The organism is Frigoribacterium sp. ACAM 257 (assembly GCF_007954365.1).
Lineage (GTDB): Bacteria > Actinomycetota > Actinomycetes > Actinomycetales > Microbacteriaceae > Frigoribacterium.
Genome location: NZ_VOLO01000001.1, coordinates 1,262,927 through 1,279,212, shown reverse-complemented (window position 1 = coordinate 1,279,212; position 16,286 = coordinate 1,262,927). Strand labels below are relative to the sequence as shown.

Here is a 16,286-nt window from a genome sequence, read left to right as displayed (position 1 = left end):
ACGACACGGCCGGCTCCTCCTGGGGGCCGGCCGTTCGGGTATGGGTCGCGAGGACGGGGCGGGTCAGCCGATGGCGCTCTGCACCGTCTTGACCGGCAGCGTCGGCAGCGTCGGCAGCATCGGCAGCATCGGCAGCATCGGCAGCGTCGGCAGCGTCGGCACGAGGCAGACCCGCGACCGGCGCACGGTGGTGCCGCCACCGGGCAGCATTCAGGAACTCTGCCCGCGCGGCTCCTGTTCCGTGCACGACTCAGGACTTGCGCTCCCCCCGCCGCGCGACTCAGGACCGAAGTTCCTGAATGAGGAGGGGGCGCCCGCGTGGGTGGCCGGAGGGCGGAGGCTAGAAGGGGCCGGCAGCCGACGCGATCGCGTCGAAGAGGGCGATCGTGTCCGCGTCGCGCTTCTTGACGCTGACGCCGATCGTGCCGGCCGGCGCGTGCACCTCGCCCGAGACGCGGCTGCCGGCACCCGCCTCCTCGAAGACGAGGTGGACCGTGTCCGCGTCGCTCGCCGTCGCCGAGCGGCGGATGAGCCGCGCGCCCTGCTCGTCGGCAGACGTGAACGAGAACGCGGGCGTCGACTGCACGGCGCGGCGCACGACGCCGGGCAGCAGCGACACCGGCAGCGACAGCTCCAAGGAGGCGCGGGTCACGTCCGCGTCGCCGGTCTCGACCTGGGGTGCTCGCTTCTGGGCCATGCGCCCGAGGCTACGGCACGCGCGAGCCGTGCCGCCGCCTCCTGCAGGCTGCCGCCAGCTGGTCGAGGGCGGGTATGGCGTGAAAACGACGCGGAAGCGACGAAGCGACGTGATGTTCCGCGGAGGTTCGTCGCTTTCGGGTAGTGACGGGGGCGCGGGGTGGGACCGGGCGCAGGAGGCAGGGGCACGCGAGTCGGGCAGCCCGCAGGAGGCGCGGGGTGCGCGGGGTGCGCAACGGCGCGCCCGTAGGGTGGCAGGCATGAAGACGCTGTTCTACGCAGGCCAGGAACTGATCGTGACCGACGAGCTGGCCGAGGTCCTGCTCGCCGCCGCCATGGAGTTCAGCGACGACGACCGCACTTTCCGCGTCCCGGTCGCGGCTCGTCTCGGCGGCGTGGCCCACATGGCGCAGCTCGTGATCGGCCCGGGCATCCCGTTGCTCGTCGTCGACGCGGACGACGACGTCGAGCCGGTCGCCGGGTCCGAGTCGTCCGTCGCGTTCATCACCGAGCTGATGGAGAGCCTCGTCGACGACGAGGACTGACCGAGGCCCGGCGCCCGGGCCGGTCGACCGAGACCCGGCGCCCGGGCCGGTCGACCGAGGCCCGGCGCCCGGGGCCTGGCGACCGGGCCCGGCCCCAGCGGATCCCGAGCGGCGCCGCTTAGCCTGACCGCATGTCCGTGCGCCTCGAGTCACCCGCCGCAGCGACCCGCGAGGGCATGGCGACCCGCACCTCCTCGGGCTGGGCTGCGGTCTCAGGCGTCGTGTCGGCCGCGGCGTTCCTCGCCTCGGCCGAGCTCGCCGCCGTGGTCACCGGCCCCGGCGGCAGCCCGCTCTACGCGGTCGGCTCCGCGGTGATCGACCTGGCGCCTCCCGTCGCCAAGGACACGATGGTCGCCCTCTTCGGCACCGGCGACAAGATCGCCTTGTTCACCCTGATGGGCGTGCTGCTGGCCGTGATCACCGCGGGCGCGGGCATCGCCGAGCTCCGTCGACCCCCGGCAGGCAAGGTCGTCTTCGGGCTCGGGGGCGTGCTCGCGATGATCGCCGTGCTGACCCGCGCCGACTCGTCGAGCATCAACGGGGTGCCCACGGCCGTCGGCACGCTCGTCGCCCTGCTGCTGCTCACGACGCTCGTCAGGCGGCTCTCGCGCTGGCGGGCGACGACCCGCACCGGCTGGTCCGAGACGTCGGCGCACACGCCGCCCCTGCGCGGTCCCGACCTCGAGCGCCGCAGCTTCGTGCTCGTGGCGGGGATCGCCGGCGTCGCCTCGGTCGTCGTCGGCACCGGCGCCCGGGCCTGGAACGCGACGCGGGCGAACGTGACGCAGCTGCGCGCGGCCCTGCGCCTGCCCGCCGCGGCGACCGCCGAGGAGGCGGTGCCCGCGGGCGCCTCCCTCGACGTCGACGGCCTCACCTCGTACATCACGCCGAACGACGAGTTCTACCGGATCGACACCGCCCTGCGGGTGCCCGGCATCGACCCGGCGGACTGGTCGCTGCGCATCCACGGCCTGGTCGACGAGGAGGTGGTGCTCACGTTCGAGGACGTGCTCGCCCTGCCGCTCGTCGAGCACACCGCCACTCTCAGCTGCGTCTCGAACGAGGTCGGCGGCACTCTGATCGGAACCGCGCTCTGGCTGGGCTACCCGCTCCGCGAGCTGTTGGCACGGGCGCGGCCTCAGGCCGGAGCCGACATGGTGCTGTCGCGCAGCATCGACGGCTTCACCGCGGGCACGCCGCTCGAGGTGCTGCAGGACGACGACACGGAGGCGCTGCTCGCGATCGGCATGAACGGCGAGCCCTTGCCCCAGGAGCACGGGTTCCCCGCCCGGCTCGTCGTGCCCGGCCTCTTCGGCTACGTCTCGGCGACCAAGTGGGTGACCGAGCTCGAGGTGTCGCGCTTCGCCGACGCCGAGGGCTACTGGACCCCTCGCGGCTGGGACGCCCTCGGCCCGGTGAAGCTCGAGTCGCGCATCGACGTGCCCGCCGCCGGCACGACCGTGGACGCCGGCACGGTCGCCGTCGCCGGGGTCGCCTGGCACCCGCACACCGGCGTCTCGCGCGTCGAGGTGCAGGTCGACGGAGGCGCGTGGGACGAGGCCGAGCTGGCCGAGTCGATCTCGCCCGACACCTGGGTGCAGTGGGTCTACCGGTGGTCGGCGTCGTCGGGCGGCCACACGCTGCGCGTCCGCGCGACGAGCGCCGACGGGACGGTGCAGTCGGAGACGGAACTGCCGCCGGCGCCCAACGGCGCGGAGGGCTGGGACGAGCACGCGGTGTCGGTGCGCTGAGCCCCGCCAGCTGGCGGCGGCACGCAGCCGAAGAGGCTCAGCCCACGACGCCCAGCGAGAACGGCAGCACGGCCGACGCCCCCGCCCGGCGCAGCTCGCGCCCGGCGATCGTCATCGTCCAGCGGCTGTCGACCAGGTCGTCGACCAGCAACACGGGCCCGGAGACCTGCGCCAGCGCGGCCGCCAGCTCGGGGCCGACCTCGACCGCCTGCCAGACGTCGGCGAGTCGGTAGACGCTGTTGCCGCCTCCTCCGCTGCCCCGGCCCGCCGAGGGGCGCGTCGGCGTCAGCGACCCGAGCAGGGGAAGGCGCCCCACGGTGCTGATGGCCTCGGCGAGCGAGCCGACGAGCTGGGGGCGTGACGCCGACGGCATCGCCACGACGCCGACGGGACGCTCGGCCCACGGCCACTCCTTGAGCACGCGCACCACCCCGTCGAGCAGGGCCTTCGTCAGGGGCGCGTCGTCGGCACCCGCGGCGAACACCTGGCGCAGCGTCGTGCCCCAGCCGAGATCGGTGAGCCGGGCCAGGGCACGGCCGGTCTCGACGCGCTCGCCCTCGGCGATCTTGCCCTTGGCGGGCACGCCGGCCCGGTCGGCGCCCGTGGGCCACTGGGCCCGCGGCTCGATCTCGACGCCGACCCGGTCGAGCGAGGTCGAGGCCGACGCGGCGGCCTCGCCGCCGATCTCGCTCGGGTACCAGGCGCCGGCGCAGACGTCGCACCGGCCGCAGGGCGCGGCCGCGGGGTCGTCGAGGTCGAGCTGGAGCATCTGCATGCGGCAGGTCGTCGCGCGCTCGTAGGCGATCATCGACTGCTGCTCGGCGACCCGCGCCTCGCCGATGCGCCCGTAGCGCTCGGCGTCGTAGACCCAGGGCCGACCCGTGCTGACCCAGCCGCCCTGCACCCGCGACACCGCGCCGTCGACGTCGAGCACCTTGAGCATCAGCTCGAGCGGCGAGCGCTTGACGTCGACCCGGGCCTCGAGGGCAGGCGTCGACAGGGGCGTCTCGCCGAGCTCGGCCAGGACGGCCGAGGCCCGCGCCTCGGACGGCATGGAGGCGGTGGCGAAGTACTGCCAGATCTCGGCGTCCTCCGTGCCGGGCAGCAGCAGGACGTCGGCGTTGTCGGTCGCGCGCCCCGCACGGCCGATCTGCTGGTAGTAGGCGACCGGCGACGACGGCGCCCCGAGGTGCACGACGAAGCCGAGGTCGGGCTTGTCGAAGCCCATGCCGAGGGCGCTGGTGGCGACGAGGGCCTTGAGCTCGTTGCGCTTGAGCTGGCCCTCGAGCGCCTCCCTCTCTTCGTTGTCGGTGCGGCCAGAGTACGAGCGCACCGCGTGCCCGGCCTCGCGGAGCAGCCGGGCCGTGTCGTCGGCCGCCGAGACGGTGAGCGTGTAGATGATGCCGCTGCCCGGCAGGTCGTCGAGGTGGCTGAGCAGCCAGCCGAGCCGGTCGCGCGAGTTCGGCAGCGTCAGGACGCCGAGCCGCAGGGAGGCGCGGGCCAGCGAGCCGCGGATCGTCAGCACCTGGTCGTCCGGCCCCGCCGTCAGCTGCTCCTCGACGTCGGCGACGACCCGCTCGTTCGCGGTCGCCGTCGTGGCCAACACGGGCACCGTCGTCGGGAGGGTGCGGATGAGGTCGGCGAGCCGCCGGTAGTCGGGCCGGAAGTCATGGCCCCAGTCGCTGATGCAGTGCGCCTCGTCGACGACGAGCATGCCGAGGCGGGCCACCAGCACGGGCAGCTGCTCGTCACGGAACCGCGGGTTGTTGAGGCGCTCGGGCGAGACCAGCAGCACGTCGACCTCGTCGGCGGCGAGGGCCTGCTGCACGTCGGACCACTCGTGCGCGTTCGCGGAGTTGACCGCGACCGCGCGCACGCCGGCACGACTCGCCGCGGCCACCTGGTCGCGCATCAGGGCGAGGAGCGGGGAGACCAGCAGGGTCGGGCCGCCGCCCCGACGTCGGAGCAGCAGCGTCGCGATGAAGTACACGGCCGACTTGCCCCAGCCCGTGCGCTGCACGACGAGCGCGCGTCGGCGGTCGGCGACGAGGGCGCGGATCGCCTCGAGCTGGCCGTCGTGGAACACGGCGTCGTCACGACCCGTCAGGGCCCGAAGCAGCTCGAGCGCCTCGGCGTCGATGTCGGTGGCGGTGCTGGCCGTGCTGCTCGTCGTCATCCGGCCATGCTGTCACGGGCCACCGTCAGCGAGGCCCGACGCCGCCTCCTGCGCCCGGCCCGCCAGGCCCGCCTGCGCCAGGCCCGCCTGCGCCGGGCCCGCCTGCGCCAGGCCCGCCTGCGCCGGGCCCGCCTGCGCCAGGCCCGCCTGCGCCGGGCCTGCCCGCGCCCGCGGCCTGCAGCAGCGCCCACAGCTCGGCCCGCCCGGCGAAGCCGTCGAGCGGCAGCCCCAGCGCGGCCTCGACCTTGGCGACCCGTGCGCGGAGGCTGTGGCGGTGCAGGCCGAGACTCCGGGCGGCCGGGTCCCAGGCGCCGTTGTGCTCGAGCCACGTGCGGCAGCAGGCGAGCAGCTCCTCGCCGTCGGGCATGGCGGCCACGGGCGCGAGGCGGGAGGACGCGAGCTCGGCGGCTCCCTCCGACCAGAGCGCGGCCACGAGGCCGCCGGCGGCGAGGCTCGCCCAGGTGACCACCGCCTCCTCGGCTGACGAGGTCGAGGTCGCGACGGCCAGCGCGCGCTCGGCCTGTGCCGCAGCTCCGGCGAGGTGGTCGAGGTCGGTGACGTCCGAGACGCCGATCCGCAGGCCGTGGGCGGCGGCGAGCGCGGGCAGATCGACGGCGCTCTCGGCGGCGAGCACGGCGATCGTCCCGTCGACGAGCGCGACGAAGACGTCGGGCCGACCGGCGGCGAGCCGCTCGACGGCCTCCGCAGCGCGGTCGGGCGAGTCACGAGGAGGCGCGGCGAGGGCCACGACGACCGGTCCCGCGGCGATGCCCACCCCGACCGACCGCGTGATCGACCGTGCCACCTCGACCTGTCCGGCGACCAGCAGTGACCACACCTGCCGCCACAGCTCGCGCTGCCCGCGCAGCCGGGCGACGTCGCGCTCGAGCGTGACCTCGGCGAGGGCGACGACGCTGGTGAGGACCGCGCGGGCGGCCGTGTCGAGCTCGCCGGGGGTGCGGACGGCGAGGACGCCGCGGAGACCGTCTCGGCGCCCGAGGGTCTGCAGCGACACGACGCCGTCGTCGACGGTCACCGTGCTGCCGGCTCGGGCGCCGCGGCGGAGCAGCCGCGCGACCTCGGCCTCGACCACACCCGCACCGCCCACACCCGCATCGCCCCGCCCCGCACCGGCCGGGGCGTCCGTCCCGTGCAGCACGACCGACCCGCCGAGCTGCTCGCCGAGCACCCGGAGCACCGCGTCGAGCCCGCCGTCGCCGATGGCCGCCACGGAGACCGCGCGCTGGGCCCGCAGCGTCCAGCGGTCGCGGTCGCGCGCCTCCTCGGCCAGCTGGTCGGCCGCCCAGCGGGCGACCGCGATGAAAGGGGTGCGCCAGGGCACCTCGACGACGGGCACCCCGCGGGAGGAGGCGGCGAGCACGAGCTCGACGGGCGTGCCGGGCCGGTGCACGCCGGCGCCGAAGCCGAGCGCGACGACGCCCGCGCCGACGACCCGGCCGACCCAGGCGTCGTAGTCGCCCTGCGTCGCGTCGGCGCGGAACTGGCTGCCGGTCGTCAGCAGCATGGTCGAGGCGGCCACGAAGGGCGACGGGTCGACCAGGTCGGAGCTGTGCACCCACGAGAGCGGCTCGTCTGTGCGCGTCGTCGGGTCGAGCAGGCGCAGCCCGAGCGGCGCCTGGCGGACGAGGGCTCGGACCGTGGGGCGCACGCGCCGAACCTAGCACCGACATGCCGATCTGGCAGAAGATCGGGCCAGGCGCGACCAACTGTCGGTCGAGGAGGGGCGCCCCGGCTCCCTAGAGTCGCCGCAACGTCGAAGGAGCCAGTGCATGTCGAGCACCACAGTCACCACCCCGCGCGGAGGCCCCGGCCTGGAGCAGCGCCGCCGCCTCGTCACCGAGGTGCCCGGCCCGCGGAGCCGAGAGCTGATGGAGCGCAAGCGCGGCGCGGTCGCCGCGGGCGTCGGCGTCTCGCTGCCCGTCTTCACGGAGGCGGCCGGCGGGGGAGTGCTGGTCGACGTCGACGGGAACACCCTGATCGACCTCGGCTCGGGCATCGCCGTGACCGGCGTGGGCAACTCGGCCCCCGGCGTCGTGGAGGCGGTGGTCGAGCAGGTGCAGCGATTCACCCACTCCTGCTTCATGATCACGGCCTACGACGGCTACGTCGAGGTCTGCGAGGCCCTCAACCGGCTCACGCCCGGCGACCACGACAAACGTTCGGCGCTGTTCAACACCGGCGCGGAGGCGGTCGAGAACGCCGTGAAGATCGCGCGGTCGTACACGCGGAAGTCCGCCGTCGTCGCCTTCGACCACGCCTACCACGGCCGCACGAACCTGACGATGGCGCTCACCGCCAAGTCGATGCCCTACAAGAGCGGCTTCGGGCCGTTCGCCCCCGAGATCTACCGTGCCCCCTTGTCGTATCCGTACCGGGACGCGGGGCTCGACGGGCCGCAGGCCGCGGCGCGCGCGATCTCGCAGATCGAGAAGCAGGTCGGCGCCGCGAACCTCGCCGCCGTCGTCATCGAGCCGATCCAGGGCGAGGGCGGCTTCATCGTGCCGGCGCCCGGGTTCCTCCCCGCGATCGTCGCCTGGTGCCGCGAGAACGACGTCGTGTTCATCGCCGACGAGGTGCAGACCGGCTTCGCCCGGACGGGCCGCATGTTCGCCAGCGAGCACGAGGGCATCGTGCCCGACCTCGTCGTCACCGCGAAGGGCATCGCGGGCGGCCTGCCGCTCTCGGCCGTCACCGGCCGGGCCGAGATCATGGACGCGCCCCACGTCGGCGGCCTCGGGGGCACCTACGGCGGCAACCCGATCGCCTGCGCCGCGGCGCTCGCCGCCATCGAGTCGTTCGAGCACGACGGACTGCTCGAGCGCGCGACGGCGATCGGCGACCTGCTGCTCGGCCGCCTGCACGAGCTGCAGCAGGGCGACCCGCGCATCGGCGACGTCCGCGGCCGCGGCGCCATGATCGCGATCGAGCTCGTCGACCCGCTCACCGGCGAGCCCGACGCCGCCCTCACCGGCCGGGTCGCCGCCGCCTGCCACGCCGAGGGCGTCATCGTCCTCACCTGCGGCACGTTCGGCAACGTGATCCGGTTCCTCCCGCCGCTCGCCATCGACGACGCGCTGCTCCACGACGGCCTCGACGTCGTCGCTGCAGCGCTCGGGTCCGCCTGATGACCGACGTGTCCACGGTCACGCGGGCGGCGCGGCCTGACGCCGCAGCGATGCCTGCGTTCCCCCCTCACGTGGTGGCGCTCGTGAGCGAGGGCGGTGCCGCCGCCGCAGCCTCCGCTCTCGGCGGCGTCCCGACCTTCCCCGTGCACGACCCGGCCACCGGCGACGTCCTCGCGTTCGTCGCCGACCAGGGCCCCGCCGACGCGCTCCGTGCCCTCGACCGTGCGGTGGCCGCCGCCGACGAGTGGGCCGCCACGCCGCCGCGCGTTCGCGGCGAGCTGCTGCGCCGGGCCTTCGACCTCCTCGTCGAGCGCCGCGACTCGTTCGCCCTGCTCATGTCGCTCGAGATGGGCAAGCCCCTCGCCGAGGCGCGGGGCGAGGTCGCCTACGGGGGCGAGTTCCTCCGCTGGTTCTCCGAGGAGGCGGTGCGCGTCCAGGGCCGGTACGGGCCCGTCCCCGAGGGCACCGGCACCATGATCGTCACCCACCGGCCCGTCGGGCCGAGCTACCTCGTGACCCCGTGGAACTTCCCGCTGGCCATGGCCACCCGCAAGATCGCGCCGGCGCTCGCGGCCGGCTGCACGGTCGTCGTCAAGCCCGCCGAGCTGACGCCGCTCACGACGATCGCGTTCGTCGAGCTGCTGCGCGAGGTGGGCGTCCCCGACGGCGTCGTCACCGTGGTCACGACGACGGACGCGGCCGGGGTGACCGGCCCCCTGCTCGCCGACCCGCGCCTCCGGAAGCTCTCGTTCACCGGATCGACCGCGGTCGGCCGGGTGCTGATCGCGCAGGCGGCCGAGAACGTGCTCCGCACCTCGATGGAGCTCGGCGGGAACGCCCCCTTCGTCGTGATGGCCGACGCCGACCTCGACGCCGCCGTCGACGGGGCGATGCTGGCGAAGTTCCGCAACGGCGGCCAGGCCTGCACGGCGGCGAACCGCCTGCTGGTGCACGAACGGGTCGCCGACGAGTTCACGCGCCGCCTCGCCGAGCGCGTCGAGACGATGGTCGTCGGGCCCGGCACCGCCGACGGGACGACCCTCGGCCCGCTGATCGACGACCGCGCGGTCGCGACCTGCGAGCGGCTCGTCGCCGACGCCGTGGCCCGAGGCGCCCGCGTCGTCACGGGCGGCTCGGCGCCGGGCGGCCCCGGTTCGTTCTTCGCGCCGACCGTGCTCGCCGACGTGCCCCGCGACGCCGACCTGATGCACCAGGAGATCTTCGGCCCGGTCGCCGCCGTCACGACGTTCCGCGACGAGGACGACGCCGTCCGGCTGGCCAACGACACCCCCTACGGCCTCGTCGCCTACCTGTTCACGACCGACCTGGCCTGTGGACGACGGATGCTCGGGCGGCTCCGCACCGGCATGCTGGGCGTCAACACGGGGCTGGTCTCGAACGCCGCGGCCCCGTTCGGCGGCGTCGGCCACTCGGGCCTCGGGCGCGAGGGCGGCAGCGAGGGCATCCACGAGTACCTCGACACCACCTACGCGCTGCAGCCGGACGGCTGAGGCGGCCCGGTCCGCCCCGGCCCGGCCAGCACCGCACCGAGCACCACTGCACCGACCCCGAGCACCACGGCACCCGCACCGAGCACCACCGAGAGGACACCATGGCGACCCTGCAGAACTTCGTCGACGGCCGCCCCGTCGACGCCCACGGCACCGCGACGATCGACGTGGTCTCGCCCATCACCGAGCAGGTCGTCGCGGTCTCGCCCGTGAGCGACGCGGCCGACGTCGACGCGGCGGTGCAGGCCGCGGCCAGGGCGTTCCCCGGCTGGAGCCGCAGCACGCCGTCGGTGCGCCAGGCCGCGTTGCTCGCGCTCGCCGACGCCCTCGACGCGCACAGCGACGAGCTCGTCGAGGCGCAGCACCGGGACACGGGGCAGCCGAAGGCGATCATCGCCGCGGAGGAGGTCGCCGTCGGCGCCGACCAGGTGCGCTTCTTCGCCGGTGCCGCCCGCCGGCTCGACGGCATCGCCTCGGGGGAGTACCTCGACGGGCTCACCTCGTCGGTGCGCCGCGAGCCGATCGGCGTCGTCGCGCAGGTCACACCGTGGAACTACCCCCTGATGATGGCGATCTGGAAGATCGCCCCCGCCCTCGCCGCGGGCAACACGATCGTGCTGAAGCCGAGCGACACGACGCCCGAGTCGACCCTCGTGCTCGCCTCGCTGACGAAGGGCATCCTGCCCGACGGCGTGTTCAACGTCGTCCTCGGCGACGCGAGCACCGGCCGGGCCCTCGTCGAGCACCCCGTGCCCGGGCTGGTCGCCATCACGGGCTCGGTCCGCGCCGGAGTCGCCGTCGCGACCTCGGCCGCCGACCGCGTGGCCCGGGTGCACCTCGAGCTCGGCGGCAAGGCGCCCGCCGTCGTCTTCGCCGACGTCGACGTCGACGTGGTGGCCCCCCAGATCGCGGAGGCGGCCTTCTTCAACGCGGGCCAGGACTGCACCGCGGTCACCCGCGTCGTCGTGCACGAGTCGCTCCACGACGACCTCGTCGCCGCCCTGGTCCGTGCCGCGGAGGCCACGACGACCGGTCCCGACGCCGGGGAGGGCGCCTCCTACGGGCCCCTCAACAACGCGCGCCACTTCGCCGCGGTGCAGGCCGTCGTCGAGTCGCTGCCGCCGCACGCGACGGTGGCGACGGGCGGGCACCGCGTGGGCGAGACCGGGTTCCACTTCGCGCCGACGATCGTCACGGGCGTGCGGCAGGACGACGACGTCGTCCAGGCCGAGGTGTTCGGCCCGGTGCTCACCGTGCAGTCGTTCCGCACGGCCGACGAGGCGCTCGAGCTGGCCAACGGCGTGCCCTACGCCCTGGCCTCGAGCGTCTGGACCGACAGCCACACCACGGCCGAGCGCTTCGCCCGCGACCTCGACTTCGGCTGCGTCTGGATCAACACGCACATCCCGCTCGCCGCGGAGATGCCGCACGGCGGCTTCAAGCGCTCCGGCTACGGCAAGGACCTCAGCGCCTACGGACTCGAGGACTACACCCGGGTCAAGCACGTGATGAGCGCGCACGCCTCGCCGCGCGCCGCCTCCTGACCTGCCGCGGCGATGCTGCTCGACCCGCACCGACCCGACTCCACTCGACCCGCACCCACCCTCGACGCACCCCACCCGGTGCCCGCACCAGCGACGGAGACCACCCCATGACCGACACCACCACCTGCGACGTCGTCGTCATCGGCGCCGGGGCCAGCGGCCTGACCGCTGCCGCCGACCTGCGCGCGGCGGGCCTCGACGTGATCGTGCTCGAGGCGCGCGACCGCGTGGGGGGCCGGCTCCGCACCGAGACGATCGACGGGGCGATGCTCGAGCTCGGCGGCCAGTGGGTGTCGCCCGACCAGACGGCCCTGATCGCCACGCTCGGCGAGCTCGGCCTCGAGACCTACTCCCGCTGGCGTGAGGGCGAGAGCGTCTACGTCTCGGCCGACGGCACGGCGTCGCGCTTCACGGGCGACATCTTCCCTGCCTCCGAGCACACGCAGGCCGAGATCGAGCGGCTCATCGTCGTGATGGACGAGCTCGTGGCCGAGACCGACGTCGCCGCGCCGTGGGAGCACCCGCGCGCCGCCGAGCTCGACCACGTCTCGTTCTCGGCCTGGCTCGAGCAGCAGAGCGACGACGCGGAGGCGCGGGCCAACATCGCGCTGTTCATCGCGGACGCGATGCTCACGAAGCCCGCCCACTCGTTCTCGCTGCTCCAGGCTCTGCAGATGGCGTCGAGCGCCGGCAGCTTCAGCAACCTCGTCGACGCCGACTTCATCCTCGACAAGCGCGTCGTGGGCGGGCTGCAGCGGGTGCCGCTGACCCTGGCGGAGCAGCTCGGCGACGCCGTGCGCCTCGGCCAGCCGGTCGAGACGCTCGAGTGGTCGGCCGACGGGGTCGTCGCGTCGACGCCCGAGCTGCGCGTGGCGGCCCGCTGGGCCGTCGTCGCCGTGCCGCCGAACCTCTACTCGCGGATCGAGTACCTGCCCGCGCTGCCCGCCCTGCGCCAGCAGTGGCACCAGCACGTGTCGCTCGGCCTCGTCATCAAGGTGCACGCCGTCTACGAGACGCCGTTCTGGCGCGACGCCGGCCTCTCGGGCACGGCCTTCAGCCCGTACCAGGTGGTGCACGAGGCGTACGACAACTCCAACCACGACGACCCGCGCGGCACCCTGGTCGGCTTCGTGAGCGACGAGAAGGCCGATCGCCTCCTCGCCCTGCCGGCCGACGAGCGGCGTGCGGCGATCCTCGCCTCGCTGGCGTCGTACTACGGCGAGCAGGCGACGGACCCGGTCGTCTACTTCGAGAGCGACTGGGCCAGCGACGAGTGGACGGGAGGCGCGTACGCGACGAGCTTCGACCTCGGCGGCCTCTCCCGCTGGGGCCACGACCAGCGGGTGCCCGTCGGGCCGATCCGCTTCTCGTCGAGCGACATCGCCGCGGAGGGGTTCCAGCACGTCGACGGCGCGATCCGCGTCGGGCACGACGTCGCGGCCGAGATCCTCGCGGAGCGCGACGCGCAGGCCGACGCATCCCCGCAGGCCGCGTCCGCATGGCAGCCCGAGCACGCCGACGCCGGAGCGGCCGTCTCGTGAGGAGCGTGGTCGTCGGGTACCTGGACACCCCGGCGGGGCACGACGCCCTGGCCCTCGGCACGGCCCTCGCGCACACGCTCGGCGTGCGCCTCGACCTCGTGATGGTCCTGCACGACCAGGGCCGCGCCTCCCTCGTCCCCACCGCGCCCAGCTACGAGCGGCACCTCGACGACCTCGCCGACGGCTGGCTGCAGGAGGCGGCGGCCGAGATCCCGGCCGGCGTCACGTCCACGACGCACCTGGTCAGGGCCGAGACGTTCGCGGAGGGCCTCGTCGCGGCCGCCGCGGACCTCGAGGCGGACGCGATCGTGATCGGCGCGGGCAAGGAGGGCACGCTCGGGCGGCTGCACCTCGGCAGCGTCGGGGGAGTCCTCGTGCACTCGGCACGGGTGCCCGTCGCGATCGCCCCCGCCGGGTTCGCCGAGCGGGGCGTCCGCAGCTTCGGCAGCGTGACGGCCGCCGTCGGCACCCGGGCCGGCGCCCGCGCGGTCGTCGACACCGCGGTGGCCACGGCCGCCGCGGCGCGCGTCCCGCTGCGGCTCGTCTCGCTCGTGCCGCTCGACTCCGTCGGGGACGGCGAGCGCCGCGACCGCGACGACCGCGAGCGGGCACTGCACGACGAGGCGCGCGAGCACGCGGAGCGGATGCGCGACATCGCGCTCGACGGCGTCCCCGCCGACCTCGACGTCACGGTCGAGATCGCCCCTGGCCCGAGGATCGCCGACGCGATCGACGCCCTCACCTGGGGCGACGACGAGCTCGCCCTCGTCGGCTCGAGCCGTCTGGCCCAGCCCCGCCGGCTGTTCCTCGGGAGCGTCGCCGCGAAGATCGTGCGCGGCGTCCCCGTCCCCCTCGTGGTGGTTCCTCGTGACCACGATGCCCGCACGACCTGGACCGGCGTCGCCCCGGGCGGCGCCCACCCCGAAGGGACCACCCCGTGAGCATCCTCAAGAAGTCCGGCGTCGCCGCCGACCAGACCCTGTCGTCCAAGGGGCTGAGCGCCGGAAGCGTCGGTCTGATCGGCGCCGTCGTCATCGGCATCTCGTGCATCGCGCCCGCCTACACGCTGACCGGGGCGCTCGGCCCGACCATCGCGCAGGTCGGCACGCACCTGCCCGCGATCTTCCTGGTCGGCTTCATCCCGATGCTGCTCGTCGCGTTCGGCTACCGCGAGCTGAACAGCGCCATGCCCGACAGCGGCACCTCGTTCACCTGGGGCGTCCGCGCCTTCGGCCCGTGGGTCGGCTGGATGGCCGGCTGGGGGCTCGTGGTCGCGACCATCGTGGTGCTGAGCAACCTCGCGGGCATCGCCGTCGACTTCTTCTACCTGCTGCTCGGGCAGGTCTTCTCGGATCCGTCGATCGCCGACCTGGCGGCCAACCCGCTCATCAACGTCGTCACCTGTCTGGCCTTCATGGCCGGGGCGACCGTCATCTCGTACCGCGACATGCAGACCACCCAGAAGGTGCAGTACTGGCTCGTCGGCTTCCAGCTGCTCGTGCTGGTCGGCTTCGCGATCGTCGCCTTCGTCCGGGTGGGCGGCGGCTCGGCGTTCGACGCCACGGCGATCTCGCTCGACTGGTTCAACCCGTTGACGGTGCCGACCTTCTCGGCGTTCGCTGCCGGGCTCTCGCTGTCGATCTTCATCTTCTGGGGCTGGGACGTCACCCTGACAATGTCCGAGGAGACGAGCGGCTCGCGGACGACCCCCGGCCGCGCCGCCACCCTGACCGTCGTCATCATCGTGCTGGTGTACCTGCTCGTCTCGCTCGCCTCGATGACCTTCGCGGGCCTCGGCGACGAGGGCGTCGGCCTCGGCAACCCCGACATCCAGGGCAACGCGTTCTCGGCGCTCGCCGGGCCGGTGCTGGGTCCGCTGGCCATCTTGATGTCGCTGGCGGTGCTGAGCAGCTCCGCCGCCTCCTTGCAGTCGACCTTCGTCTCGCCGGCCCGCACCCTGCTGGCCATGGGGCACTACGGCGCGCTGTCGCCGAAGTTCGCCCGCGTCTCGCCGCGCTTCTTCACGCCCGGGTACGCGACCCTCGCGTCCGCCGTCGTCGCGAGCGTCTTCTACGCGGTGATGCGCTTCATCAGCGAGGACGTCCTCTGGGACACCATCACCACCCTCGGCATGATGATCTGCTTCTACTACGGGCTCACGGCCTTCGCGTGCGTCTGGTACTTCCGGCACCAGTGGCGCACCGGCGCTCGCAACCTGTTCTTCCAGATCGTCGCTCCGGGCATCGGCGGGCTCATCCTCGCCGTGCTGTTCGTCACGACGCTGATCGACAGCATGGATCCCGACTACGGCAGCGGCTCGCAGATCGGCGGGGTCGGCCTGGTGTTCCTGCTCGGCGTCACCATCCTGGTCGGAGGCGTCGTGGTGATGCTGGTCAACGCCCGGCTGCGTCCGGCGTTCTTCCGCGGCGAGGGCCTCCGGGCCGGAGTCGCCGGCGACGAGCGCGAGGGCCAGGCCGCGCTGCCCGAGTGACCCGCGCCGCCCCGCGCCGCCCGCCCGCACACGCAGAGAGGTCGAGGGCGGGTAAATGGGGCCGAGGGCGGGTAGTTCAGGACCCGCCCTCGGCCCGGATTACCCGCCCTCGACGACCGGGTCAGGTCGAAGGAGGCGCGGGCTCGGTCTCGACGTCGGCACCCGCAGGCAGGATCACGAGGTCGAGGTAGTCGCGCAGCAGCTGCGGCACGTCGACCTCGTCCGGCGCGAGCAGCCACTGCAGCTGCACGCCGTCCCACAGGCCGACGAGCCCGGCGGCCGCCCGGTCGGGGTCGACGCCCTCGCGCAGCCGGCCGACCTCGGCCAGTGCGCGGAAGTCCGCCGCGTAGTCCCGCCGAAGGGCGGCGAGCCGCTCCGTGACGTACGCGCGGCCCGGGTTGCCCTCGGTGACCGCCTCGCCCGACAGCACCGTGTAGAGGCCGATCAGCCCTGGCACGCCCTCGTTGTACCGGGCCTGGCGCTCGATGTCGCCCGCGAGGTGCGCGCCCGCGCCGCGGACGAACTCGCCGCTCGACATCTGGTCGCGGCGACGCAGCACCTCGAGCAGCAGGTCGCTCTTCGACGGGAAGTAGTGCAGCAGGCTCGTCTGGCTCATGCCCACCCGATCGGCGACGCGCTGCAGCGACCCGCCCTGGTAGCCGTGGGCGGTGAACACCTCGAACGCCGCCTCGACGATCGCGGACCGCCGCTCGGCGGACTTCGCGTAGGGGCCGCGAGGGCCGCCGCGGCCGCCGCGAGCACCGGGGCCACGGGTCGTGACGGGAGCGCCTTCGGTCATGACCGGGAGCCTACGACGACCCGCGCCTCCTCGGCGTCGATCTCGACATCAATTTCGAGCGACCACTCGAAAGCCCGTGTTACCGT

General features: G+C 74.2%; 13 protein-coding genes and 1 pseudogene. 9 read left to right on the top strand and 5 right to left on the bottom strand.

The window, feature by feature from the left end; genetic code table 11:
• Window positions 1–63 precede the first annotated feature (63 nt).
• Both ES689_RS15545 and ES689_RS05925 read right to left on the bottom strand, forming a co-directional pair.
• Complete coding sequence (locus ES689_RS15545; RefSeq protein WP_191330189.1) at window positions 64–210, bottom strand: hypothetical protein; 147 nt, start codon at window positions 208–210, stop codon at window positions 64–66.
• 130 nt (window positions 211–340) lie between these two features.
• Complete coding sequence (locus ES689_RS05925) at window positions 341–697, bottom strand: hypothetical protein (protein WP_146901386.1); 357 nt, start codon at window positions 695–697, stop codon at window positions 341–343.
• Between the two features lie 259 nt (window positions 698–956).
• On the opposite strand from ES689_RS05925, the gene ES689_RS05920 reads away from it, so the two are divergent.
• Together ES689_RS05920 and ES689_RS05915 are read left to right on the top strand one after the other, a co-directional pair.
• Complete coding sequence (locus ES689_RS05920) at window positions 957–1,241, top strand: hypothetical protein (protein WP_146901383.1); 285 nt, start codon at window positions 957–959, stop codon at window positions 1,239–1,241.
• 131 nt (window positions 1,242–1,372) lie between these two features.
• The gene (locus ES689_RS05915) at window positions 1,373–2,992 is read left to right on the top strand and encodes a molybdopterin-dependent oxidoreductase (protein ID WP_146901380.1); all 1,620 of its coding nucleotides are present in this window, start codon (window positions 1,373–1,375) and stop codon (window positions 2,990–2,992) included.
• Between the two features lie 37 nt (window positions 2,993–3,029).
• Here the strand turns inward: ES689_RS05915 and ES689_RS05910 are convergent, their stop codons facing one another.
• Window positions 3,030–5,168, bottom strand: coding sequence for an ATP-dependent DNA helicase RecQ (locus ES689_RS05910; protein ID WP_146901378.1), 2,139 nt, complete (start codon window positions 5,166–5,168; stop codon window positions 3,030–3,032).
• On the opposite strand from ES689_RS05910, the pseudogene ES689_RS16090 reads away from it, so the two are divergent.
• Window positions 5,070–5,285 (top strand): annotated as a pseudogene (locus ES689_RS16090) (hypothetical protein); the annotation flags it as partial. The gene ES689_RS05910 and the pseudogene ES689_RS16090 overlap by 99 nt on opposite strands.
• On the opposite strand, the gene ES689_RS05905 reads toward ES689_RS16090, so the two are convergent.
• Entirely contained in the window at window positions 5,194–6,837 is a 1,644-nt protein-coding gene (locus tag ES689_RS05905; RefSeq protein ID WP_146901375.1) for a PucR family transcriptional regulator, read from the bottom strand. The pseudogene ES689_RS16090 and the gene ES689_RS05905 overlap by 92 nt on opposite strands.
• 121 nt (window positions 6,838–6,958) lie before the next feature.
• Between ES689_RS05905 and gabT the strand changes: the two genes are divergently transcribed.
• From gabT to ES689_RS05875, 6 genes are all read left to right on the top strand, one after another.
• Window positions 6,959–8,314, top strand: coding sequence for a 4-aminobutyrate--2-oxoglutarate transaminase (gabT, locus tag ES689_RS05900; protein WP_146901364.1), 1,356 nt, complete (start codon window positions 6,959–6,961; stop codon window positions 8,312–8,314).
• The gene (locus ES689_RS05895; protein ID WP_146901360.1) at window positions 8,314–9,825 is read left to right on the top strand and encodes an NAD-dependent succinate-semialdehyde dehydrogenase; all 1,512 of its coding nucleotides are present in this window, start codon (window positions 8,314–8,316) and stop codon (window positions 9,823–9,825) included. Before gabT ends, ES689_RS05895 begins: the two co-directional genes overlap by 1 nt.
• 101 nt (window positions 9,826–9,926) lie before the next feature.
• Window positions 9,927–11,369, top strand: coding sequence for an aminobutyraldehyde dehydrogenase (locus tag ES689_RS05890; RefSeq protein WP_146901357.1), 1,443 nt, complete (start codon window positions 9,927–9,929; stop codon window positions 11,367–11,369).
• A gap of 107 nt (window positions 11,370–11,476) precedes the next feature.
• Window positions 11,477–12,910 (top strand): NAD(P)/FAD-dependent oxidoreductase, encoded by a 1,434-nt coding sequence (locus ES689_RS05885; RefSeq protein ID WP_146901354.1) that lies wholly within the window; start codon window positions 11,477–11,479, stop codon window positions 12,908–12,910.
• Window positions 12,907–13,851: a universal stress protein gene (locus ES689_RS05880; protein ID WP_223269407.1), complete on the top strand. Its 945-nt coding sequence runs from the start codon at window positions 12,907–12,909 to the stop codon at window positions 13,849–13,851. Before ES689_RS05885 ends, ES689_RS05880 begins: the two co-directional genes overlap by 4 nt.
• A complete protein-coding gene (locus tag ES689_RS05875) occupies window positions 13,848–15,401 on the top strand; it encodes an APC family permease (protein WP_146901348.1) in 1,554 nt (517 codons plus the stop codon). The genes ES689_RS05880 and ES689_RS05875 overlap by 4 nt, the downstream gene beginning before the upstream one ends.
• A 121-nt stretch (window positions 15,402–15,522) precedes the next feature.
• On the opposite strand, the gene ES689_RS05870 is transcribed toward ES689_RS05875, so the two are convergent.
• A complete protein-coding gene (locus tag ES689_RS05870; RefSeq protein WP_146901345.1) occupies window positions 15,523–16,200 on the bottom strand; it encodes a TetR/AcrR family transcriptional regulator in 678 nt (225 codons plus the stop codon).
• Window positions 16,201–16,286 lie beyond the last annotated feature (86 nt).